This window comes from Xenorhabdus hominickii (assembly GCF_002632725.1).
In the GTDB taxonomy this organism is placed as follows: domain Bacteria; phylum Pseudomonadota; class Gammaproteobacteria; order Enterobacterales; family Enterobacteriaceae; genus Xenorhabdus; species Xenorhabdus hominickii.
The window spans coordinates 293831-313979 of record NZ_NJAI01000003.1 but is presented as its reverse complement, the minus strand read 5'-3'; the positions used below and the strand labels follow the sequence as shown (position 1 = coordinate 313979).

At 40.3% G+C, this 20149-nt stretch carries 10 protein-coding genes and 1 pseudogene; 3 read left to right on the top strand and 8 right to left on the bottom strand.

The genetic code is table 11. From position 1 onward, the window contains the following. Positions 1 to 63: 63 nt before the first annotated feature. Positions 64 to 1824: a gamma-glutamyltransferase gene (ggt, locus tag Xhom_RS44250; RefSeq protein WP_069316869.1), complete on the top strand. Its 1761-nt coding sequence runs from the start codon at positions 64 to 66 to the stop codon at positions 1822 to 1824. A gap of 117 nt (positions 1825 to 1941) precedes the next feature. Here ggt and brnQ read toward each other — a convergent pair whose 3' ends face one another. The 3 genes from brnQ to phoB all read right to left on the bottom strand — a co-directional run bounded on the left by brnQ (position 1942) and on the right by phoB (position 5833). Then, complete coding sequence (brnQ, locus tag Xhom_RS44255) at positions 1942 to 3282, bottom strand: branched-chain amino acid transport system II carrier protein (RefSeq protein ID WP_069316870.1); 1341 nt, start codon at positions 3280 to 3282, stop codon at positions 1942 to 1944. 469 nt (positions 3283 to 3751) lie between these two features. Then, a complete protein-coding gene (gene phoR / locus Xhom_RS44260) occupies positions 3752 to 5065 on the bottom strand; it encodes a phosphate regulon sensor histidine kinase PhoR (protein ID WP_069316871.1) in 1314 nt (437 codons plus the stop codon). A gap of 78 nt (positions 5066 to 5143) precedes the next feature. After that, positions 5144 to 5833 (bottom strand): phosphate regulon transcriptional regulator PhoB, encoded by a 690-nt coding sequence (phoB, locus tag Xhom_RS44265; protein ID WP_069316872.1) that lies wholly within the window; start codon positions 5831 to 5833, stop codon positions 5144 to 5146. 345 nt (positions 5834 to 6178) lie between these two features. Here phoB and sbcD point away from each other — a divergent pair, with 345 nt between their 5' ends. Together sbcD and Xhom_RS44275 are read left to right on the top strand one after the other, a co-directional pair. Then, the gene (gene sbcD, locus Xhom_RS44270) at positions 6179 to 7390 is read left to right on the top strand and encodes an exonuclease subunit SbcD (RefSeq protein WP_069316873.1); all 1212 of its coding nucleotides are present in this window, start codon (positions 6179 to 6181) and stop codon (positions 7388 to 7390) included. A gap of 50 nt (positions 7391 to 7440) precedes the next feature. Beyond that, complete coding sequence (locus Xhom_RS44275) at positions 7441 to 11121, top strand: AAA family ATPase (protein WP_069316874.1); 3681 nt, start codon at positions 7441 to 7443, stop codon at positions 11119 to 11121. A gap of 51 nt (positions 11122 to 11172) precedes the next feature. Here the strand turns inward: Xhom_RS44275 and Xhom_RS44280 are convergent. From Xhom_RS44280 to Xhom_RS44300, 5 genes and pseudogenes are all read right to left on the bottom strand, one after another. Further along, positions 11173 to 12795: pseudogene (locus Xhom_RS44280) on the bottom strand (ABC transporter substrate-binding protein). A 364-nt stretch (positions 12796 to 13159) separates the two neighbouring features. Continuing rightward, positions 13160 to 14794: an ABC transporter substrate-binding protein gene (locus tag Xhom_RS44285; protein ID WP_069316875.1), complete on the bottom strand. Its 1635-nt coding sequence runs from the start codon at positions 14792 to 14794 to the stop codon at positions 13160 to 13162. A 116-nt stretch (positions 14795 to 14910) separates the two neighbouring features. After that, a complete protein-coding gene (locus Xhom_RS44290; protein ID WP_069316876.1) occupies positions 14911 to 16536 on the bottom strand; it encodes an ABC transporter substrate-binding protein in 1626 nt (541 codons plus the stop codon). Between the two features lie 40 nt (positions 16537 to 16576). Beyond that, the gene (locus tag Xhom_RS44295) at positions 16577 to 18211 is read right to left on the bottom strand and encodes an ABC transporter substrate-binding protein (protein WP_069316877.1); all 1635 of its coding nucleotides are present in this window, start codon (positions 18209 to 18211) and stop codon (positions 16577 to 16579) included. A gap of 128 nt (positions 18212 to 18339) precedes the next feature. Beyond that, positions 18340 to 19974, bottom strand: a complete 1635-nt coding sequence (locus Xhom_RS44300; RefSeq protein WP_232326110.1) for an ABC transporter substrate-binding protein — start codon at positions 19972 to 19974, stop codon at positions 18340 to 18342. Positions 19975 to 20149 lie beyond the last annotated feature (175 nt).

The following is a 20149-nucleotide window of genomic DNA, read 5'->3' as shown; positions in this document are numbered from 1 at the left end:
TACAATCCCAAAATACGATCGATTCCCCCTTTCGCCATAGATTCACGCTCAGGAGAACAAGGCATGGTCAAAATCTGGAAAATTCCATTTGTTATTATCGCGTTATTCGTTTCCTGTACACTTCATGCAGCTACTGAACCTGCAATTGAAGCTAAAAACGGCATGGTTGTCAGTGCACAACACTTAGCTGCACAAGCTGGCATCGACATTCTTAAAATAGGTGGAAATGCCATCGATGCCGCAGTTGCTGTCGGTTATGCTGAAGCCGTCGTTAATCCCTGCTGTGGCAATATTGGTGGCGGTGGCTTTATGACTATCCATCTCGCAAATGGCAAAGATACCTTCATTAACTTCCGTGAAACCGCCCCCGCAGCCGCCAGTGCCAATATGTATTTGGATAAAGACGGAAACGTCATCAAAAATGCCAGCTTATATGGCTACAAAGCAATTGGCGTACCCGGGACAGTCATGGGATTTGAAGAGGCATTGAAAAAATATGGTACATTGTCTCGTGAGCAAGTCATGGCTCCGGCCATCAAGCTGGCACGCGAAGGTTATATTCTGACGCGGGGCGATACCGATATCTTCGACACTACAGTTAAGCGTTTCGCTCAAGATCCTGAAGCGGCTCGTATTTTCCTGCACAAAGATGGCACACCATTTGAACCAGGGGATAAGTTCATCCAAACTGATTTGGCCAACACATTGGAAGCTATAGCGAAAGAAGGAACAAATGCTTTCTACCACGGTAAAATTCCCCAATTAGTTGAAGAAGCCTCAAAAAAATCAGGCGGAATTATCACCGCAGCAGATTTTGCCAACTATTACACAACAGAAACAGAGCCTGTTACCTGTAGCTACCGTGGATATAAATTTATTTCATCTCCACCACCTAGCTCCGGCGGTGTCACCCTGTGCGAAATATTGAACATTGTTGAAGGTTACGATCTAAAATCAATGGGGGTCAATTCTGCTGCCTATATCCATACTCTGACGGAAGCCATGCGCCATGCTTATGTAGACAGAAATACTTATCTTGGTGATCCAGCATTCATTAAAAACCCACTGGATCGGCTGTTAAGCAAAAGCTATGCTGAATCCATCAGAAAAGAGATCCAACCAAATAAAGCAACGCCTTCAAAATTAATACAGCCGGGGATTGCCCCCCATGAAAAACCAGAAACCACCCACTATTCTGTCGTAGATAAAAACGGTAATGCAGTTTCAACGACTTACACTATCAATGGACGTTTTGGTGCGGTTGTCATTGCACCGGGAACGGGCTTTTTCCTAAACGATGAGATGGATGATTTCACAACTAAAATCGGTGAGAAAAATCTGTATGGACTGGTACAAGGTGCAACCAATTCAATCGCCGCAGGTAAGCGCCCACTATCATCAATGAGCCCGACAATCGTGACCAAAGATAATAAAACCTTTCTGGTGTTAGGCTCTCCGGGAGGTTCACGTATTATTTCGATCACGTTGCAAACTGCGCTAAATATCATCGAGTTCGGTATGTCTCCACAAGAAGCCGTCAATAGCCCGCGTATTCACCACCAATGGCTACCTGATGAGGTCTATTATGAACAACGTGGTCTTTCAAAAGATACCCTGAATTTACTGGATAAAATGGGTTACAAAATGGTAGAGCAGACACCGTGGGGTGCCACAGAACTCATTATGATTGGCTTGCCAGGAGCCAGCGGAGTCACTCCCCATTCTTCAGGCAATGATTCAGCCGTTTCAGGTATTGTTCGTGAAAGGTATATTTATGGTTCCAATGATGTCAGACGCCCAGCTGGTGCGGCTATTGGCTACTGAAACTCAATAAAAGACCCAATATAAAAAAGGGTGAGCACTTTAAAGTGCTCACCCTTCTCTTTATTATTTGATGAATGAATAAATTAACTCATCAATCATCATTCAGATAGCAGGTAATCAGACATGTTCCTGCTGTACTTCATGCTTTGGGAGCTTTGCTCCTCCCGCGATGCGATCATAGATAGCGCAAACCACTACTGATAACAGCGTTGGTATCAACCACGCTAAACCTTGATCGGCCAATGGCAGGTGAGTCACCCATGATGGCAGTAAGTGAGACAGGTGCTCAGACGCTTTAATAGCATCCAAAATCCCAAACAGCAAGCTGACTAACATCGCTGGCGCCAGAATACGGCTGAAGTTTTTCCACCAACGCAATGTAAAGCTCAATAATATCAGAGTAATACAAGGCGGATAGATCGCCGTCAGCACAGGTATTGAGAACGTAATCAAATGGCTCAGCCCCAGATTAGAAACCATCATGGAGAAGATGCCCAAGATCAGAACCAGTGCACGATACGATAACGGTAAATAACGGCTAAAGAACTCTGCACAAGCACAAGTAAGACCGATAGCCGTCACCATACAGGCAATGAAAATCAACAGTGCAAGGAAGAAACTGCCATAGCTACCAAAAGTATTCTGAACATAAGCATGCAGGATAACCGCTCCATTTTCCGCTTTTGGCACCAATGAACCGCTGCTTTCGCCCAATTTGAACAAAGAGAGATAAACCAGCGCCAAACCTAGTCCGGCAATCAAACCAGCCCACATGGCATAGCGAGTTAACAGAGAAGGAGATTCAACACCTCGGGAACGGGCTGCATTGACAATAACAATACCGAACACCATTGCGCCTAACGTATCCATTGTCAAATAACCATTGACGAAGCCATTTGAGAATGGGATCTCCTGATAGCTTTCAATGGCAGGAATAGGACTACCTGCTGGCCATAGAACAGCCGCAAGACCCAGAATTGCCAATGCCAGAATTTTAATTGGAGCCAATATATGGCCGACGCTATCAAGCAGTTTGCCCGGATACAGTGAAATCAGGATCACCAGTGCAAAATAAATCACACTATAGATGAACAGAGGAAGCTCACCGGTTCCAGTTAATGGTGCGATACCGACTTCAAAAGAAACAGTCGCGGTTCTTGGTGTCGCAAATAAAGGGCCGACCGCCATATAACAGGTAGTTGCCAGAATCAAACCCGCAGTTTTACCAATAGGCGAACTGAGTGCCTCAATACCACCACCTACTTTCGCTAGAGCGATCACGGTAATTACTGGCAGGCCAACAGCGGTTAACAAAAAGCCTGCAGCTGCGATCCAAACATTCTCTCCCGCCAGCAAGCCAACCATGGGCGGAAAAATAATATTTCCCGCCCCGACGAACAAGGCAAAGGTCATAAAACCTAATGCCCAGATATCCTTAGATGATAAACGGTGTGCCATAATTATTGTTAATATATTGTTGCTAAAAGAATTGTATATGCGATATTAAGTATCGCAAATACTTGAATTTTCACTGGCGAGACTGACCTCAGATTTAACAGCCAATAATCAATAATATTCACTGAAATTCGGCAAGTTACAGAATGATAGAGGTAATTACAGAATGATAGAGGTAATTACAGCTAGAATCGCCAACAACTGCCCCCAAGTAAAACTTTTATAGCGCCAAAAGGCAAGCGGCAAACCTAAAACCAGAACAATATTTCAAACTCACTTTTAAAACCAGTGATTATTGTTATCTATCATTGAATACACACTATATGATTTGTACTTTTTTTGTCCATATTGATTAATAAATCATTTTTTATGTGTATTATTAACATTCAATTCTATTAAACTGATCCCCTATATCTTTTTTTAATCCACGATTGCTTTGTTTATACTTTCCATCTCAACGCCCTCACCTCAGTCACAAAATTTTAGTTGGACTATTTTTGACAGAAACAATGAGCCTAAGCGATAATAAAAAACTAAAAGTTGAGCCAGAACCTAATGCACTCGAGATATCAAGATGAGTATTGTAATGATGCAGAGCATGCTTAACTATCGCAAGCCCTAATCCACTTCCGCCAGTTAGCCGCGAACGGGCACGATCAACACGATAAAAACGCTCTGTCAGACGAGGTAAATGTTCGGCGCCAATTCCCCCACCATTATCCTCTACTTTGAACAACGCTCCCTGAGAGATATTTAGCCAACTCACCTCAATTCGTGTTCCCAGAGGAGTATGCTTAATAGCATTATAGACAAGGTTTGACATCGCACTGCGCAGCTGCTCTTCATTACCAAAAACTTTCAGGTTTTCATCTATGTTAAACACAATATTGTACTGGTTTCCCCCCAATGTCAGGGCTTCTTGCTGCAATAACTCCAACATAGCGGGAACATCAACGACCTGATTCATATCCACTTGCGGCCCTATCTCAATTTTAGAGAGGTGCAATAGTTGCTGCACCAAGCCATCCATTCTCCGGATCTGCTCCTGCATCGTCCCGATCGCTTTCTGATTTATCTTACTATCAAGCTCCTGATCTGCCATCATTTCCAAATAGCCTTGTAATACAGTGAGTGGCGTTTTAAGTTCATGGCTAACATTGGCGAAAAAATCCCGTCTGGCATTTTCCAACAATCGTTTTTGGGTAATATCGCGAGCCACCATCAATAATTGTTTTTCTGAATAAGGCATGACCCGGAATTCCATCATATTGCCATTATTCAATTCGATGGATAAAGGACGGGAAAAATCATTTGCTGTGATATAGCGGCTGAAATCAGGATAGCGAAGTAAATTGAAAATATGCTGACCATTATCCTCCGGCCAACGAAACCCAAGTAAATGTTGTGCCAGACGATTGCACCAGAAAATATGACCTTCCGTGGTCATCATCACAATCGCATCGGGCAGTGATTCTGCTCCACTACGAAAGCGCTTAATCAACAATGCGAGTTCACGACGCCGTTTGCGATTGCGCTGCTGCATCTGGTAAATACCATAAAAGATGGGTTCCCATCCTCCATGACCCGCAGGAGGTAGCATACTGCGATCCAACCATAGCCAATCGGATAATTTCAGCAAATTATACCCATGCCATATCAGAGCCAAAAATAGCGCGATGACGAGCAACCAAGCCAAATGACCGACAAAAATAGACAAAATGACGGCGGGAAGACAAAAAAGCACAAGGCCCAATACCAACTTTTTCCAAGACAAACGCTCAAGCACGCTATTTTCTCCGGCATGACAACTCGACTACGAATTAACACCAACATAGCCAATTAACATTTAAGGCACTCAAACTCATCAATAACGGGTAGAAAAACGATATCCCGTACCGCGAACAGTCTGTACCATTTTATCGTGCTTCCCAACCTCCAGCGCCTTGCGCAAACGCAGGATATGCACATCAATAGTGCGATCTTCCACATAAACATTCGTTCCCCAGACATAATTAAGTAACTGTTCACGACTATAAACACGTTCTGGATGAGTCATGAAAAAATGAAGAAGTTTGAATTCAGTTGGGCCCATTTCCAAATCCTGACCTTGACTGGAAACACGATGAGATGACGGATCCAGTATCAATCCATCCATATTAATGACATCACCCGCCTCCATAGGAGAAATACGGCGCAAAACAGCCTTGATACGGGCAATTAATTCCTTGGGTGAAAACGGCTTAGTGATATAGTCATCAGCTCCGACATCAAGACCCCGTACCCGATCTTCTTCTTCCACGCGAGCTGTTACCATAATGACAGGGATCGTCTTGGTATTATTATCCCGCTTAATTTGCTTGATAAGCTGTATCCCCGAACCGCCGGGAAGCATCCAGTCCAATAACACCAAATCAGGATAAGGCTCTGACAAACGCCCTATTGCTGTCTCATAATCTTCAGCTTCAACGGTCTGATAACCATTTTGTTCCAGTACAAAACAAACCATTTCACGAATCGGGACTTCATCTTCCACTACCAAAATACGTTTAGTCATGGTTAATCCTGTCAATATTATTGAAGTCAGCAACGTTCACTTTAGGACATTATGAGTCAATTTTATGACAATTTTATGAAAAGGCTTATATTTCAATCAGCAAACCGTAATCCGGTTTGCAAGAAATTTATCAGACATTTGTCGTGTTTCATTATGGATGCGAGCCAACCCGAAAATTCAATAACGTGAGTGGAATAGGACAGGACATCCCTCACACACCCATTATAATTAGCGCGTGTAGTAGGGTATTGTAGCGGGTTAGTAAGTAGTAGTGAGTTAATAAATAGTAGCGAGTTAATAAATAGTAGCAAGCTAAGCAAGATACATAGGCAATGGTGGGAAAACATGCGGATCATTCATACATCAGATTGGCACCTTGGCCAATATTTCTTTACCAAAAATCGTGCCGCAGAACATACGCACTTTTTACAGTGGCTTATTGAACAAATCATTCAACACCAAGTTGATACGCTGATTATTGCCGGAGATGTTTTTGATACAGGATCTCCACCCAGTTATGCACGGGAGCTTTATAACAAATTTATTGTGTCACTCCAGCCTACGGGTTGTCAGCTTATCATTCTCGGGGGAAACCATGATTCCGTTGCCACTCTCAATGAATCAAAATCACTGCTCACCTACCTGAACACAACAGTGATTGCCAACGCTGAAGCAGAAGTCGGGCAACAATTACAGGTGCTGAATAACAAAGAAGGGAACGCAGGAGCGATCCTTTGTGCCATTCCTTACCTGCGCCCACGAGATATCATGATCAGTCAAGCCGGACAATCTGGTACACAAAAACAACAGGCATTGCAAAATGCCATTACCGAACACTACCAACGGCTCTATCAACAAGCTTGTTCGTTGCGAGAACAGCTCGGGCAACCATTACCGATTATTGCAACCGGGCACCTCACGACAGTGGGTGCTTCCACGACGGATTCTGTTCGCGATATTTACATCGGCACATTGGATGCTTTCCCTGCACAGGCATTTCCACCGGCCGATTATATTGCACTGGGCCATATCCACCGCCCTCAAGTCATTAGTAAATCAGAACATATTCGCTACAGTGGCTCTCCTATTCCACTCAGTTTTGACGAAGTCGGTCAGGAAAAAAGTGTCTGTCTGGTTGACTTTAAAGCCGATAAACTTGATGGCATCACTCTTTTGCCCATTCCCCGTTATCAGCCTATGCAATTAATTCGTGGCAATTTGAAACAAATAGAAGAACAGTTACAAACATTCAAGGAATATCAGGGAGAACGCCCAGTCTGGCTGGATATTGAAGTCGCAACTCAAGATTACCTGCCCGATATCCAAAAGCGCATTCAAACCCTAAGCGAAGGCCTACCCGTTGAGATTATTCTGCTGCACCGCAGCAAAAACCCCCGCCAGCTATCAATGTCTGAGCAAAATAAAGAAACTCTGACTGAACTCAGCGTCAATGAAGTCTTCACACGACGTTTAGCATTGGCTGAAATAAAAGATATTTCTCAGAAACAACGAATAACTACCCTATTTAAGCAAACGCTGGATGACATTTCTCAGTAATAACAGTCTCATCAATAACAATCTCAGCAATAACATGAAGAGCGCATTCCATGAAAATTCTTAGCTTACGGCTGAAAAATATCAATTCACTACAAGGCGAGTGGAAAATTGACTTTACGGCAGAGCCTTTTGCCAGCAATGGATTATTCGCCATTACAGGCTCAACAGGGGCAGGAAAAACCTCCTTGCTGGATGCCATCTGTCTCGCGCTATATCATGAAACACCAAGGCTAAATACCATTTCGTCTTCTCAGAATGAATTAATGACCCGTCATACGGCTGAATGTCTTGCTGAAGTGGAATTCGAAGTCAAAGGTGTTGCTTATCGGGCATTCTGGAGCCAGCGCCGTGCCCGTAACCAAGCTAATGGCAATCTACAAGCCCCGAAAGTTGAATTGGCGGACAAAAAAAGCGGTAAAATTTTGGCCGATAAAATCCAAGACAAAAAAGAAAAAATCGCTGAGATAACGGGACTGGATTTTAGCCGTTTTACCAAATCAATGCTCTTATCACAGGGTGATTTCGCCGCTTTCTTAAATGCTCAGGATAAAGATCGGGCAGATCTACTGGAAGAGCTAACTGGCACCGAAATTTACGGCATTTTGTCCCAAGAAATTTATCAACGCCATAAAGAGGCTCAATCTGAGCTGAATCTTCAGCACGCTAAAGCTTCCTCCATTGAATTACTCACACCAGAACAGCAGCAAGCATACCAAGATCAGCAGCAACAACTGACTACAGAAGAAACTCAACTCAGCCAACAGATTAAAGCATTACAAATAGCCGACCAGTGGCTTTTCAGGCGGGATGAACTTCAGCAATCACTGGCAAACAATACGTCACTTTTACAACAAGCAGAGCACGTTATTCAAAAAGCCCAACCTCAATTGCAGCAGCTTACGGCCAGCGAACCAGCAGAAAAAATCCGCCCATTCTGGGATGCACATCTTCGTGCTCTCAATGAAAAAAATCGGCTCATTGAACAACAAACAAGAATAGAAAATGAACGCCAGCAGCAACAGGCACGGCTGCAACCCTCTGAACAAGAACTCACACATTTAGGAAAACTGAGGGAAGAACATCAGCAACATCAAAATCAACAGGAAAAACTGATCACAGAGGAGATCATGCCACTCGATCATAAAATCGATACGCAAGCAAAAGATCTGTTCGCTCTTGAAAAAGAAATAGCTGGGCAAGACCGCGATTTCTCTGACATTTCATCCCAATATCAAGTTGCGCAAAGCCAAACAGATATGCTGAATAAAGAACAAGCAGCGCTGGAAACCTACCACGAGGAGCATCCCTATTACCACGCCTTGGACAGTAAACTACCAGAGTGGAAGCAATTATTTGTCCGTCAGAAAGAACGACAAGAGAAAATAAACCAACTGACGCAAAACACCCAGCAACTTACCACAGAGATAGCCCGTGTAAACGATCATTTGAATACGTTGAGCACAGCACTAAAGCAACAAAAAATACAGAACCAAACATTGCACAACAGCCTCACTGCTGCGGAAAACAAACTCACTGCTTTGCAAGAAAAGCATCCGTTGGATCAGTTACAGAAATATTTAGCAAATTATCAGAAACAGTTACTGTCGCAAAACCAACTGGAGATCTTGCTACCTCAGATCCAGCAACTAAAGAATACGATCGCCACCGATCAGATCCAACTGACACAATCTCAAGCATTAGTTAACCCGCTACCTGATCAGATCACCGCGCTCAATCAGCAGTTGATAGAAAAGCAGCAACACTATGACGATCTAGATAATCATATTCGGTTAGAACAAAGGATTATCAGCTTAGAAAAAGAACGGACACAATTAAAAGAAGGAGAATCTTGTCCGCTTTGCGGTTCGACTCACCATCCTTTAATCCGTGAATACCAAAATATTGCCCTGCCACAATCAGAAAATCGTTTGAAAGCCTTGCGCCGACAGATTGACCAGCTACAAGAAAACCGCACTACCCTACAGCAAAAACAACAAATCCAGCAGCAGATCAGCGAACAATTACAGCAAAATATTGCACAATCCAACGCTAAATTAGCGAAGTTTGTTGAACAATGGGAACACCATTGCCAGCAGTTACAAGCCACTGAATTGCCGATGGATGCAGAGCCTGTTAATCACTTTATCAACCAACGGCAATATGCTTATCAACAACACCTGAACCAACAGGAAGCACTTTTACAAACAGAAAAAGCCTGCCAAGCAGCGGAAAAAGCACTGGCTGCCAATCGCGGACAATACCAAGCCCATGAGAAAAATATTGAACTGGAGAAATTCAAACAAGATTCATCCCAGAAACTATTAGCAGAAAAAACAGCCGAGATCCGACAGATAGAATCCGATCATGCGGCCACAGCACAGCAATTAAGCACTGAATTACAGGCTACACCTTTTATACTGCCAACTCATCAAGAGACAGAAAACTGGCTGCAACAACGTGAACAAGAATTAAAAAATTATCATGCTTCACTAGAAAGATGGCAGCAATTACAGAAAGAGTTGGCGGGCTTACAAAGCCAACTTCATGAATTGGAAAAACAAAAAAGCAAGCTCGTTATCCATATTCATACCCTGAATGAACAACAGCAGAAACAAAAGCAATTATTGGAACAAACACGGCAAGCACGCCATCATTTATTTGGTGAGCAATCCGTCATTACCATTCGTCAGGCTTTGCAACAAAAATACAATGAATTGGAGGTAACCTATACACAAGCCGTTTTCCATCAGCAAGAACTGCAAAACAAAATGAATCAATTAGCTGGTGCAGCCAATGAAATTGAAAAGAGCAGTAAAGCAGCCATAGCAGAAAGCCAACATGCCTCTCTTCAATTTCAAACTGGATTGGCGCAACAAGGTTTTCCCGATCAACCCGCTTTTGAACGTGCCCTATTGGAACCTGAACAACGGGAAAAATTACAACAGTTACAAACAATACTTGAACAACAGCAATTGCAAGCCAAAACAAAACACCGTGAATCAGAAATAGCGTTACAGAGGCATACAGAAACGCAACCACAACTGCTTGAGCAATATGAATCTCATCAATTATCAGCGATACTGCTCGACATTACGGCAAAACTGAAACACAACAACCTGCAACAAGGCGAAGTCAGAACCCTGTTAAACAGCGATGCCACTCGCCGCCAGCAGCAGCAGACACTACTGACACAAATCGCGCTCTCGCAACAAAACTATGATGACTGGAGTTATCTCAATAACCTGATTGGTTCCGCTGACGGCGCTAAATTTCGCCGTTTCGCGCAAGGTCTGACATTAACTCATCTCGTACATCTGGCGAATATCCGGCTGGAAAAATTGCATGGCCGTTACTATTTGCAACGCAAAGATGATGGTGGACTGGAATTGCAAATCGTGGACACTTGGCAAGCTGATGCCGTCAGGGATACCAAAACCCTCTCCGGTGGAGAAAGTTTCCTTGTCAGCCTTGCCCTTGCACTCGCCTTGTCTGACTTAGTGAGTAACAAGACGCAAATAGAATCCCTGTTTCTTGATGAAGGCTTTGGTACGCTTGATCCAGAAACCCTTGATATCGCACTGGATGCACTGGATCACCTCAATGCCTCAGGAAAAACCATCGGGGTAATCAGCCACGTAGAAGCATTAAAAGAACGCATTCCTGTTCAGATTAAAGTGGAAAAAAAGAATGGATTGGGGTTCAGTCAATTGGCACCCGAATTTCGGGTTTAACCCCCAGAGATCAAATATCAACATGGAAAGCCTGCCAAGCAGGCTCCTAATCTAATGTTTAATTACATAAAGGTCTTTCGTAGAAGTCAATCCAATAAGATTAGAATCATAACCTCCAATATAAGGCTTCACTAATTGAGCTGTCACATAATAATAAACGGGAGCGATGGGAGTATTCTCTGTCAGAATATCGATAGCCTGTTGAAAGTCTTCTTTCTTATTAGTTTCCCTCGATTTTTTTACCCAATGATCAAAATCCTTATTGGAGTAAAATGATGTATTGTTACTTTGATTCGTGGTAAATATATTCAAAAAAGACATTGGGTTGTTATAATCTCCAATCCATCCACCTCTAACAACATCAAACTTTCCCTGATGCTCGTTATCCAACAAAACTTTCCACTCTTCAGTTTGAATATTAGCAATAACTCCGAGAGTCTTTTTCCACATTGAAGTTGCAGCAATAGCAATTTTCTTATGCATGTCTGATGAGTTATAAACCAAATTAAATTTAAGAGGATTATTTTTATTAAATCCAGCCTCATTCAATAATTGCTTAGCTTTTTTAATACGTAGGGCTTGTGTCCATGTTTCATAATCAGGCTGTTTAAACTTAAAACCGCCGATCCCCGGTGGTATAATTGTGTAAGCAGGAATTTGGCCTTGGGCAACAACTTTATCCGCAATGATATCTCTATCCAAAGCAAGACTCAGTGCTTGCCTGACTCTAACATCATCAAATGGCGGCTTTTTGTTGTTGAACGCGTAGTAATATGTACTAAGGAGCGGGGAAATATGAACTTGCGAGCTTATACTTTTTTTTAATGATGCAAAGGCTTATAATGGGATCGTAAATGTAATATCTATCTCATCGGCCAGATAACGGTTTAAATCTGAGATATCTGATGAAAGTGGAAGATAAGTGACTTTATTGATTACTGTGTTTTTATTATCCCAATAATAAGGGTTTCTCACACCGACAATTTTTTCATTCACTCTCCATTCTGCTAATTTAAAAGCGCCACTGGAAACAAAAAATTCAGGTTGTGTCCATTTATTCCCATATTTTTCAACCACCTTTTCACTAATTGGTACTGTTATGGGAAAAGCCAGCATCTGTAAAAAATAGCCAACCGGCTTTTCTAGCGTTACTTCTAGCGTCGCATCATCCAATGCTTTAACCCCAAGCTCTTCCGCTGGTTTCCTCCCTGCCAAAATCTCTTTAGCATTCACTACAGAAGCATCAACGAAATAGCTACCATAGGGAGAAAGCGATTTAGGGTCAGTTAAACGCCGCCAACTGAAAACCACATCATGAGCCGTAATTGGCGTTCCATCAGACCATTTGATCCCTTTCCTTAAATGAAAAATCCATGTTTTATTATCTTTCGTTTCCCAGCTTGCAGCCAGTTTCGGTTCGACATTACCTTCTTTATCTGTACTTACCAACGTATCGAAAAAATCATTAATAATATTAATTGCTACATTACCTTCAACTTTATCGACATCCAATGAAGCCGGCTCTGAACCATTATTACGCACAATCTCTTGTTTTTCGGCCAATTGTATATCTGGTGGAATAACGGCGGCGTAAGATAGCGTGATACCGCCCAGCATGATACTGATAGAATAAGATAATTTTTTGATAATGTTTTTTATGATTCGATTTAGCATGTCATAATCTCCTATAACGATAAGATGTTCTTCAGTTATTTATTATTGAACCTCCATTTTTATTTCAATTCTAAATAATTTTTTAATCTCCTTTATTACTCAATAAATTATTAATTGCAACCACAATAGATTACAAACAGATTAACTTTATTTATGACTTCTAAAGTTCAGTTTATTTTTCAATTTAAAATCAATTTGATATGGTATTTTCATTTAAAAATAAAAATTGCACGAGAGTGGCCCCTCAGAAGGATAGATAAATATGTAGTGATGATGAGTGAATGCAACCAGTAAGGCCGTTATTTGAAAGAAGAGGTAAGCTAATAAGAGCCTGATAGACACAGGCTCTTATGTTAAAACTCATTCAGTGTTTGATAATATAAAGATCTTTCGTGGAGAAATCTCCTCTTGGGTTAACATAAAACCCACCCACATAAGGCTTCACCAATTTTGTATTAACATGATAGTAGATCGGGATAATAGGAACATCATGGGTTATAACATCAAGTGCCTGCTGATAATCTTCTTTATCGTTAGTTTTACTTGCTTTTTTTACCAAATTATCAAACTTATCATTAGCGTATTGTGACGTATTATTAGAGTTTCCGGAAACAAAAATCCGCAAGAACGTCATTGGGCTATTATAGTCACCAATCCACCCTCCTCTTGCAAGATCGAATTTTCCATTGTGCATATTATCCAACACCACTTTCCATTCCTGATTTTGCAAAATGGCATTCACACCAAGATTTTTTTTCCACATTGAACTTGCTGTAATGGCCAATTTTTTATGCATTTCTCGGGTGTTATAAAGTAAATTGAAAGTCAGTGGATTACTTTGATTGAAACCCGCCTCATTCAGTAATTCTTTTGCTTTCGCAATACGTTGTTCTTGCGTCCAAGAGGCATAATCTGCATGTTTAAAATCAAATCCCCCCGTATTTGGCGGCATGATATCATAAGCCGGAATCTGCCCTTGTCCCAAGACCTTATCGACAATGATATCCCTATCCAGTGCTAAATTTAATGCCTGCCTGATTCTGATATCAGTAAATGACGGATGTTGGTTATTAATTTCATAATAATAAATCGATGATTTTGGGGAAACACGGACTTGCTCACCCAGTGTTTTTTTCAATTGTGCAAAGGAATCCAAGGGCATGGTTTTAGTAATATCAATCTCACCGGCCAAATAGCGATTTGTCTCTGCTTTTTCAGCCGGAATAGTCAGAAAGGTCACTTTATTAATGACAGTATTTTTGTCATCCCAATAATAAGAATTTCTGACTCCTACAATTCTTTCATTAACTTTCCATTCAGACAATTTAAAAGCACCGCTACTGACAAAAATCTCTGGCTGAGTCCATTTATCACCATATTTTTTAAGCGCCTTCTCACTAATGGGAACCATCACTTGGTGGGTTAAGATCTGTAATAAATCGGCAACAGGTTTCTCCAGTTTCACTTCCAACGTGAAATCATCCAGCGCTTTTATGCCCAGCTCTTCTGTTTTTTTCTTGCCCGCAAAAATATCTTTGGCATTCACCACAGAAGCATTGCTTAGATAACTACCATAAGGTGAAAGTGTGTCAGGGTTTATCAAACGACGCCAGCTAAACACCACATCATGCGCTGTAATTGGCGTACCATCAGACCATTGTATGCCTTTCCTTAAATGGAAAACCCATGTTTGGTTATCCTTTGTTTCCCAGCGTTCTGCCAATCTAGGCTCAATATTGCCTTTATTATCGGTATAAACCAACCCATCAAAAAAGTCGTGAATAATCGCAAATTCAACATCGCTTTCGACTTTATGCACATCCAATGAAGCAGGCTCTGCGCCATTACCACGAACAATCTCCTGTTTATCTGCCAATTGCGTACCGGCAGGAACAGTTGCTGCATGGGATAAAGTCATGCTTCCTAGTGTCATGGCAATAGTACAGGATAATACTTTAATAGTTTGCTTTGTTGTTAATCCTACTTTATTACGTTGCATTTTTCACTCTCTATAATTTCAAATAAAAATAATTAAAATATTATTATAACTATAAATAATCATAACACTATTGATAATTAGAGCCTGCTGATACAGGCTCTTATCTCTTTACACATTTAATGCTCAATAATATAAAGATCTTTTGTAAAAAACTCTCCCCTTGTGTTAACGAAAAATCCGCCAACATAAGGTTTAACCATTTTATGATTAACATAGAAGTAAATAGGAATAGCTGGCATGTCTTTTGTTAATATATCAGATGCCTGCTGATAATAATCTTTAGAATTAACCTCACCTGCTTTCTCTAATATATTAGAGAACTCATTATTTTCATACAGAGATGTATTTTTTATGTTATTTAATGAAAATATAGATAAGAATGTCATCGGGCTATTATAATCAGCAACCCATGCCCGCCGGATAACATCAAATTTTCCTTGCTGCATATTATCCAACATGACTTTCCATTCTTGATTCTGCAAAACGGCATTCACACCAAGATTTTTTTTCCACATTGAAGAAATAGCAATGGCAATTTTTTTATGTCCTTCCTGAGTATTATAAAGTAGATTAAATGTAAGGGGATTTTTTTGATTAAATCCAGCTTCATTTAATAATTCTTTGGCCTTAGAGATACGTTGCGCCTGTGTCCATGAAGCATAATCAGGTTGTTTAAAGTTGAAGCCCCCAATATCTGGCGTAAGCATAATATAGGCAGGTAATTGTCCCTGCCCCAATATCTTATTAACAATAATATCTCGATCCACAGCTAAGCTTAGCGCCTGTCTGACTCTGACATCATTAAATGGCGGCTTTTTATTATTAAACTCATAGAAATATACTGTTGATTTGGGAGAAATCATTACCTGATCAGGTAATGATTTCTTTAATGATGGAAAAGATTCTGCTGCAATAGTATTGGTAATATCTATTTCTCCTGCAAGATAACGGTTTAAATCTGCTTTCTCCGAAGATAAAGGAAGATAGGTCACTTTATTAATCACTGTATTTTTATCATCCCAATATTTGGGGTTTCTGACTCCTACTATCTTTTCATTTACGATCCATTCAGAGAGTTTAAATGGCCCACTACCCACAAATACTTCCGGCCTAGTCCATTTATCGCCATATTCCTTTACTGCCTTTTCACTGATTGGAAACATAACAGGATGGCCCAGCATCTGTAAAAAATCGCCGACAGGCTTATCTAGCCTCACTTCTACCGTCATGTCATCCAGAGCTTTTACCCCAAGTTCCTCTGGTTTTTTCTTACCTATCAATACTTCATTTGCATTTATTACAGAAGCACTTTCAATATAACTACCATAAGGAGAAACTGTATCTGGAGTAATCAGACGCCGCCAACTGAAAACCACATCATGAGCCGTAATAGGTGAACCATTTGACCATTTGATATCTTTTCTTAAATGAAAAATCCATGTTTTATTATCATTGGTTTCCCAACTAGTTGCTAATCTTGGCTCAATATTTCCTTGCCTATTGATATTGATTAAGCCCTCAAAAAAGTCGCTGATAATATTAAATTCAACATCACTTGAAACTTTATGTATATCCAAAGAAGCCGGCTCTGCACCATTATTACGTACAATCTCTTGCTTAGCGGCCAGTTTTGTTCCCTCAGGAACCACCGCAGCATGAGATAATGTGATATTTCCCAATATTAATGCCATGGCACAGGATAATAATTTTATTTTTTTAGGTGTGTTTATGAGGTTAATCATGTTTTTTCTCCATAATCGGTGTTATTTCGTCAAAATTTATCTAATGCTTAATAATGTAAAGATTTTTCGTTGAAATATAATCCATTGGGCTAACATACAGCCCACCGACGTAAGGTTTAACCATGCGATTAGTGACATAGTAATAAACAGGTATGACAGGCACATCATTGTTAAAAATATTCATAGCCTTCTGATAAGAAGCAATATCATTAGTTTCGCCTGCTTTAATTACCATCTGATCAAATTCACTATTTTCATATAGTGGGATATTATGGCTACTACCTGTCAGAAAGGTATCCAAGAAAGACATTGGGCTGTTATAATCCGCTGTCCATGCGTATCTGACGACGTCAAACTTATTCTGGTGCATATTATCCAACATCACTTTCCACTCTTGGTTTTGTAAGTTGGCTTGAACACCTAAGTTCTGTTTCCACATTGATGTGACAGCAATAGCAATCTTTTTATGTGATTCTTTCGTGTTATAAAGTACGTCAAATTTAAGGGGATTTTTCTCGTTAAAACCCGCTTCATTCAAGAGTTCTTTGGCTTTTTTAATCCGTTTCTTTTGTGACCATGAGGCATATTCTGGCGGAGTTAATGTGATCCCGCCAATATTAGGAGGAAGAATATCGTAAGCGGGGAGTTGCCCCATGCCCAATACTTTGTCAGCAATCACATCTCTGTCTATGGCTAAACTTAGTGCCTTTCTGACTCTGACATCATCAAATGGCGGTTTTTTAGTGTTAAAGACGTAATAGTAAGTGCTTAGCATCGGGTCAACATGAACCTGATCACTCAATGTTTTCTTTGATGATGTAAAGGAATCCAAGGGAATGGTAAAAGTAATATCAATTTCACCAGCGAGATAACGGTTTAAATCTGATTTCTCTGATGTGAGGGAAAGATAAGTGACTTTATTAATTACAGTATTTTGATTATCCCAGTAATGGGTATTTCTGATGCCAATAACATTTTCATTCACTTTCCATTCCGACAGTTTAAAAGCACCACTGCCAGCAAAAGTATCTGGATGTGTCCATTTATCGCCGTATTTTTTGACTATTTTTTCATTAATAGGAACCAGAATCGGGTGGGTTAGCATCTGCAAGAAATAAGCCACGGGTTTATCGAGTTTTACTTCCAGAGTGAAATCATCCAGCGCTTTAGTACCAAGTTCTTCTGCTTTTTTCTTACCTGACAATACGTCGTTTGCATTAACGACATGGGCAGTTCCAAGATAGCTGCCATAAGGGGAACCCATTGTTGGATCAAGTAAACGCCGCCAGCTAAATACCACATCATGGGCGGTAATCGGTGTGCCATCAGACCACTTAGCTCCTTTTCTTAAATGGAAAATCCATGTTTGGTTATCGTTTGTTTCCCAGCGTTCAGCCAGTCTGGGAATAATCTTGCCTTTACTATCGGTGTAAACTAAACCATCAAAAAAATCATGGATAATATTCAGCTCAACATTACTTTCTACTTTATGTACATCCAAAGAAGCAGGGAAAGCACCATTATTACGTACGATCTCCTGTTTTTCAGCTAATTGTGTACCCGGGGGAACGACTGCGGCATGGGATGGTACGATATTTGTTAATAGTATTCCTATCGAACAGGTAAGTATTTGGGTGATTTTATTTTTAATTAAACTTGCCATTATTTTCTTCATATCTTTAACCTCCATAAATTGCTGTTTTTGTTATTACATTACGTTACCATTTTCATCTAACTCACTAATTTAATTAACTTCATTAACTAAAAAAATCCTATTTAAATAGACTCTTTTTATCGAAACAACTAGTGTTTTATAATATAAAGTTTTTTTGTCGAAATATGTCCCACTGAATCAATATGAACGCCACCAATATAAGGCTTAATTAATTTAACACGGACATAATAATAAACCGGAATAGCAGGAAATTCTTTATTAAGAATATCAATTGCCTGTTGATAATCGGCTGGTTCGTTAGTTTCATCTGCTTTTAAAACCCATTGATCAAATTTCTTATTTTGATATCTCATATAGTTATTGGTATTTTCTGAAGTAAAGATATCTAAAAAGCTGGTCGGGCTACTATAATCCGCATTCCATGCGTATCTCGTCACTTCGAAGTCGCCTTGAGCCATAGTATCATTCTGTGTTTTACTTTCTTGATTTTGCAAAATAACTTCTACACCAAGATGCTTTTTCCACTCCGAGCTGGCAGCAATGGCAATTTTTTTATGGCTATCAGAAGTGTTATACAGCAGGGTAAACTTAAGCGGATTATTTTTATTAAAACCCGCTTCATTCAATAATTCTTTTGCCTTTTCAACACGCTGCTCCTGTGTCCATGAGGCATAATCAGGATGCTTTAAATAAATGCCACCAGTACCCGGAAACACGACATCATAAGTAGGTTTTTGACCATTACCCAATATTTTGTCAGTAATAATGCTCCTATTCAGTGCTAAAGCCAGCGCTTTTCTGACCCGAATATCATTAAATGGCGGCCTTTGCGTATTGAACAGATAATAGTAGACTCCCAATATAGGTTTGACATGCAATTGATCGCCAAATTTCTCCTTAACCATTGGCAAAAATTCTGATGGCCCACCGTTGGATATATCAATCTCTCCAGTCATATAGCGATTAAAGTCAGCTTTATAAGCTGATAATGGCAAGTAAGTGACTTTATTAATTACAGTATTTTTATCATCCCAATAATAAGAGTTTCTGACACCGACAATCTTTTCATTCACAATCCATTCAGAGAGTTTAAAAGGCCCATTACTGACAAAATATTGTGGCTGCGTCCATTTACTGCCATATTTTTTGATAATCTTTTCACTGACGGGAGACATCACAGGGTGTGCCAACATATTCAGAAAACCCGCTTTTGGCCTTTCCAGTGCAATTTCTACCGTTTCATCATCCAGTGCTTTTACACCCAGTTCTTCAGGTTTTTTCTTACCTGATAAGACATCATGGGCATTCACAACCGTAGCTTGGATCAGATAGCTGCCGTAAGGCGAAGTCGTATCAGGTGTGACCAACCGACGGAAAGAAAACACCACATCATGGGCCGTAATCGATGTACCGTCAGACCATTTAATCCCTTTTCTTAAGTGGAAGATCCACGTTTTATTATCTTTAGTTTCCCAGCGTTCAGCCAAGGCAGGGATAATATTTTCTTCTTTATCCGTAGCAACCAGACGCTCAAAAAAATCATATAAAATATCAAATTCACTGCTGCCTTCAGATTTATGCGGATCTAAAGAACCGGGCTCAGAAAAATTATTACGGGTAATTTCTTGCTTATCCGCCAATTGTATATTGGGCGGGACAACCGCCGCATAAGAGAAAGTGGCACTTCCCAATATTAAGCTTAAAGAACAGAATAATATTTTTACAGTCTTATTTTTTATTATCCTTACCAGCATATTTTGCATATTAGCGGTCTCCATAACTATTTTTATTATTGAATAACGATTACATATATCACTATCACCTTATGACCATTACTGATATGAAGATTACTACATTGAGTAATATCTTCGAGTAATTAGAATGCGCTTTAAACTTAAACTTTATTCCAATGAAGAAATGCAACGCATAATAATTAAC

What these genes read in the sequence shown, in the direction of transcription:
- ggt (WP_069316869.1), top strand. Translation starts at nt 64, where the DNA reads ATGGTCAAAATCTGGAAAATTCCATTTGTTATTATCGCGTTATTCGTT.
- brnQ (WP_069316870.1), bottom strand. Translation starts at nt 3,282, where the DNA reads ATGGCACACCGTTTATCATCTAAGGATATCTGGGCATTAGGTTTTATG.
- phoB (WP_069316872.1), bottom strand. Translation starts at nt 5,833, where the DNA reads ATGACTAAACGTATTTTGGTAGTGGAAGATGAAGTCCCGATTCGTGAA.
- sbcD (WP_069316873.1), top strand. Translation starts at nt 6,179, where the DNA reads ATGCGGATCATTCATACATCAGATTGGCACCTTGGCCAATATTTCTTT.
- Xhom_RS44275 (WP_069316874.1), top strand. Translation starts at nt 7,441, where the DNA reads ATGAAAATTCTTAGCTTACGGCTGAAAAATATCAATTCACTACAAGGC.
- Xhom_RS44285 (WP_069316875.1), bottom strand. Translation starts at nt 14,794, where the DNA reads ATGCAACGTAATAAAGTAGGATTAACAACAAAGCAAACTATTAAAGTA.
- Xhom_RS44290 (WP_069316876.1), bottom strand. Translation starts at nt 16,536, where the DNA reads ATGATTAACCTCATAAACACACCTAAAAAAATAAAATTATTATCCTGT.
- Xhom_RS44295 (WP_069316877.1), bottom strand. Translation starts at nt 18,211, where the DNA reads ATGAAGAAAATAATGGCAAGTTTAATTAAAAATAAAATCACCCAAATA.
- Xhom_RS44300 (WP_232326110.1), bottom strand. Translation starts at nt 19,974, where the DNA reads ATGCAAAATATGCTGGTAAGGATAATAAAAAATAAGACTGTAAAAATA.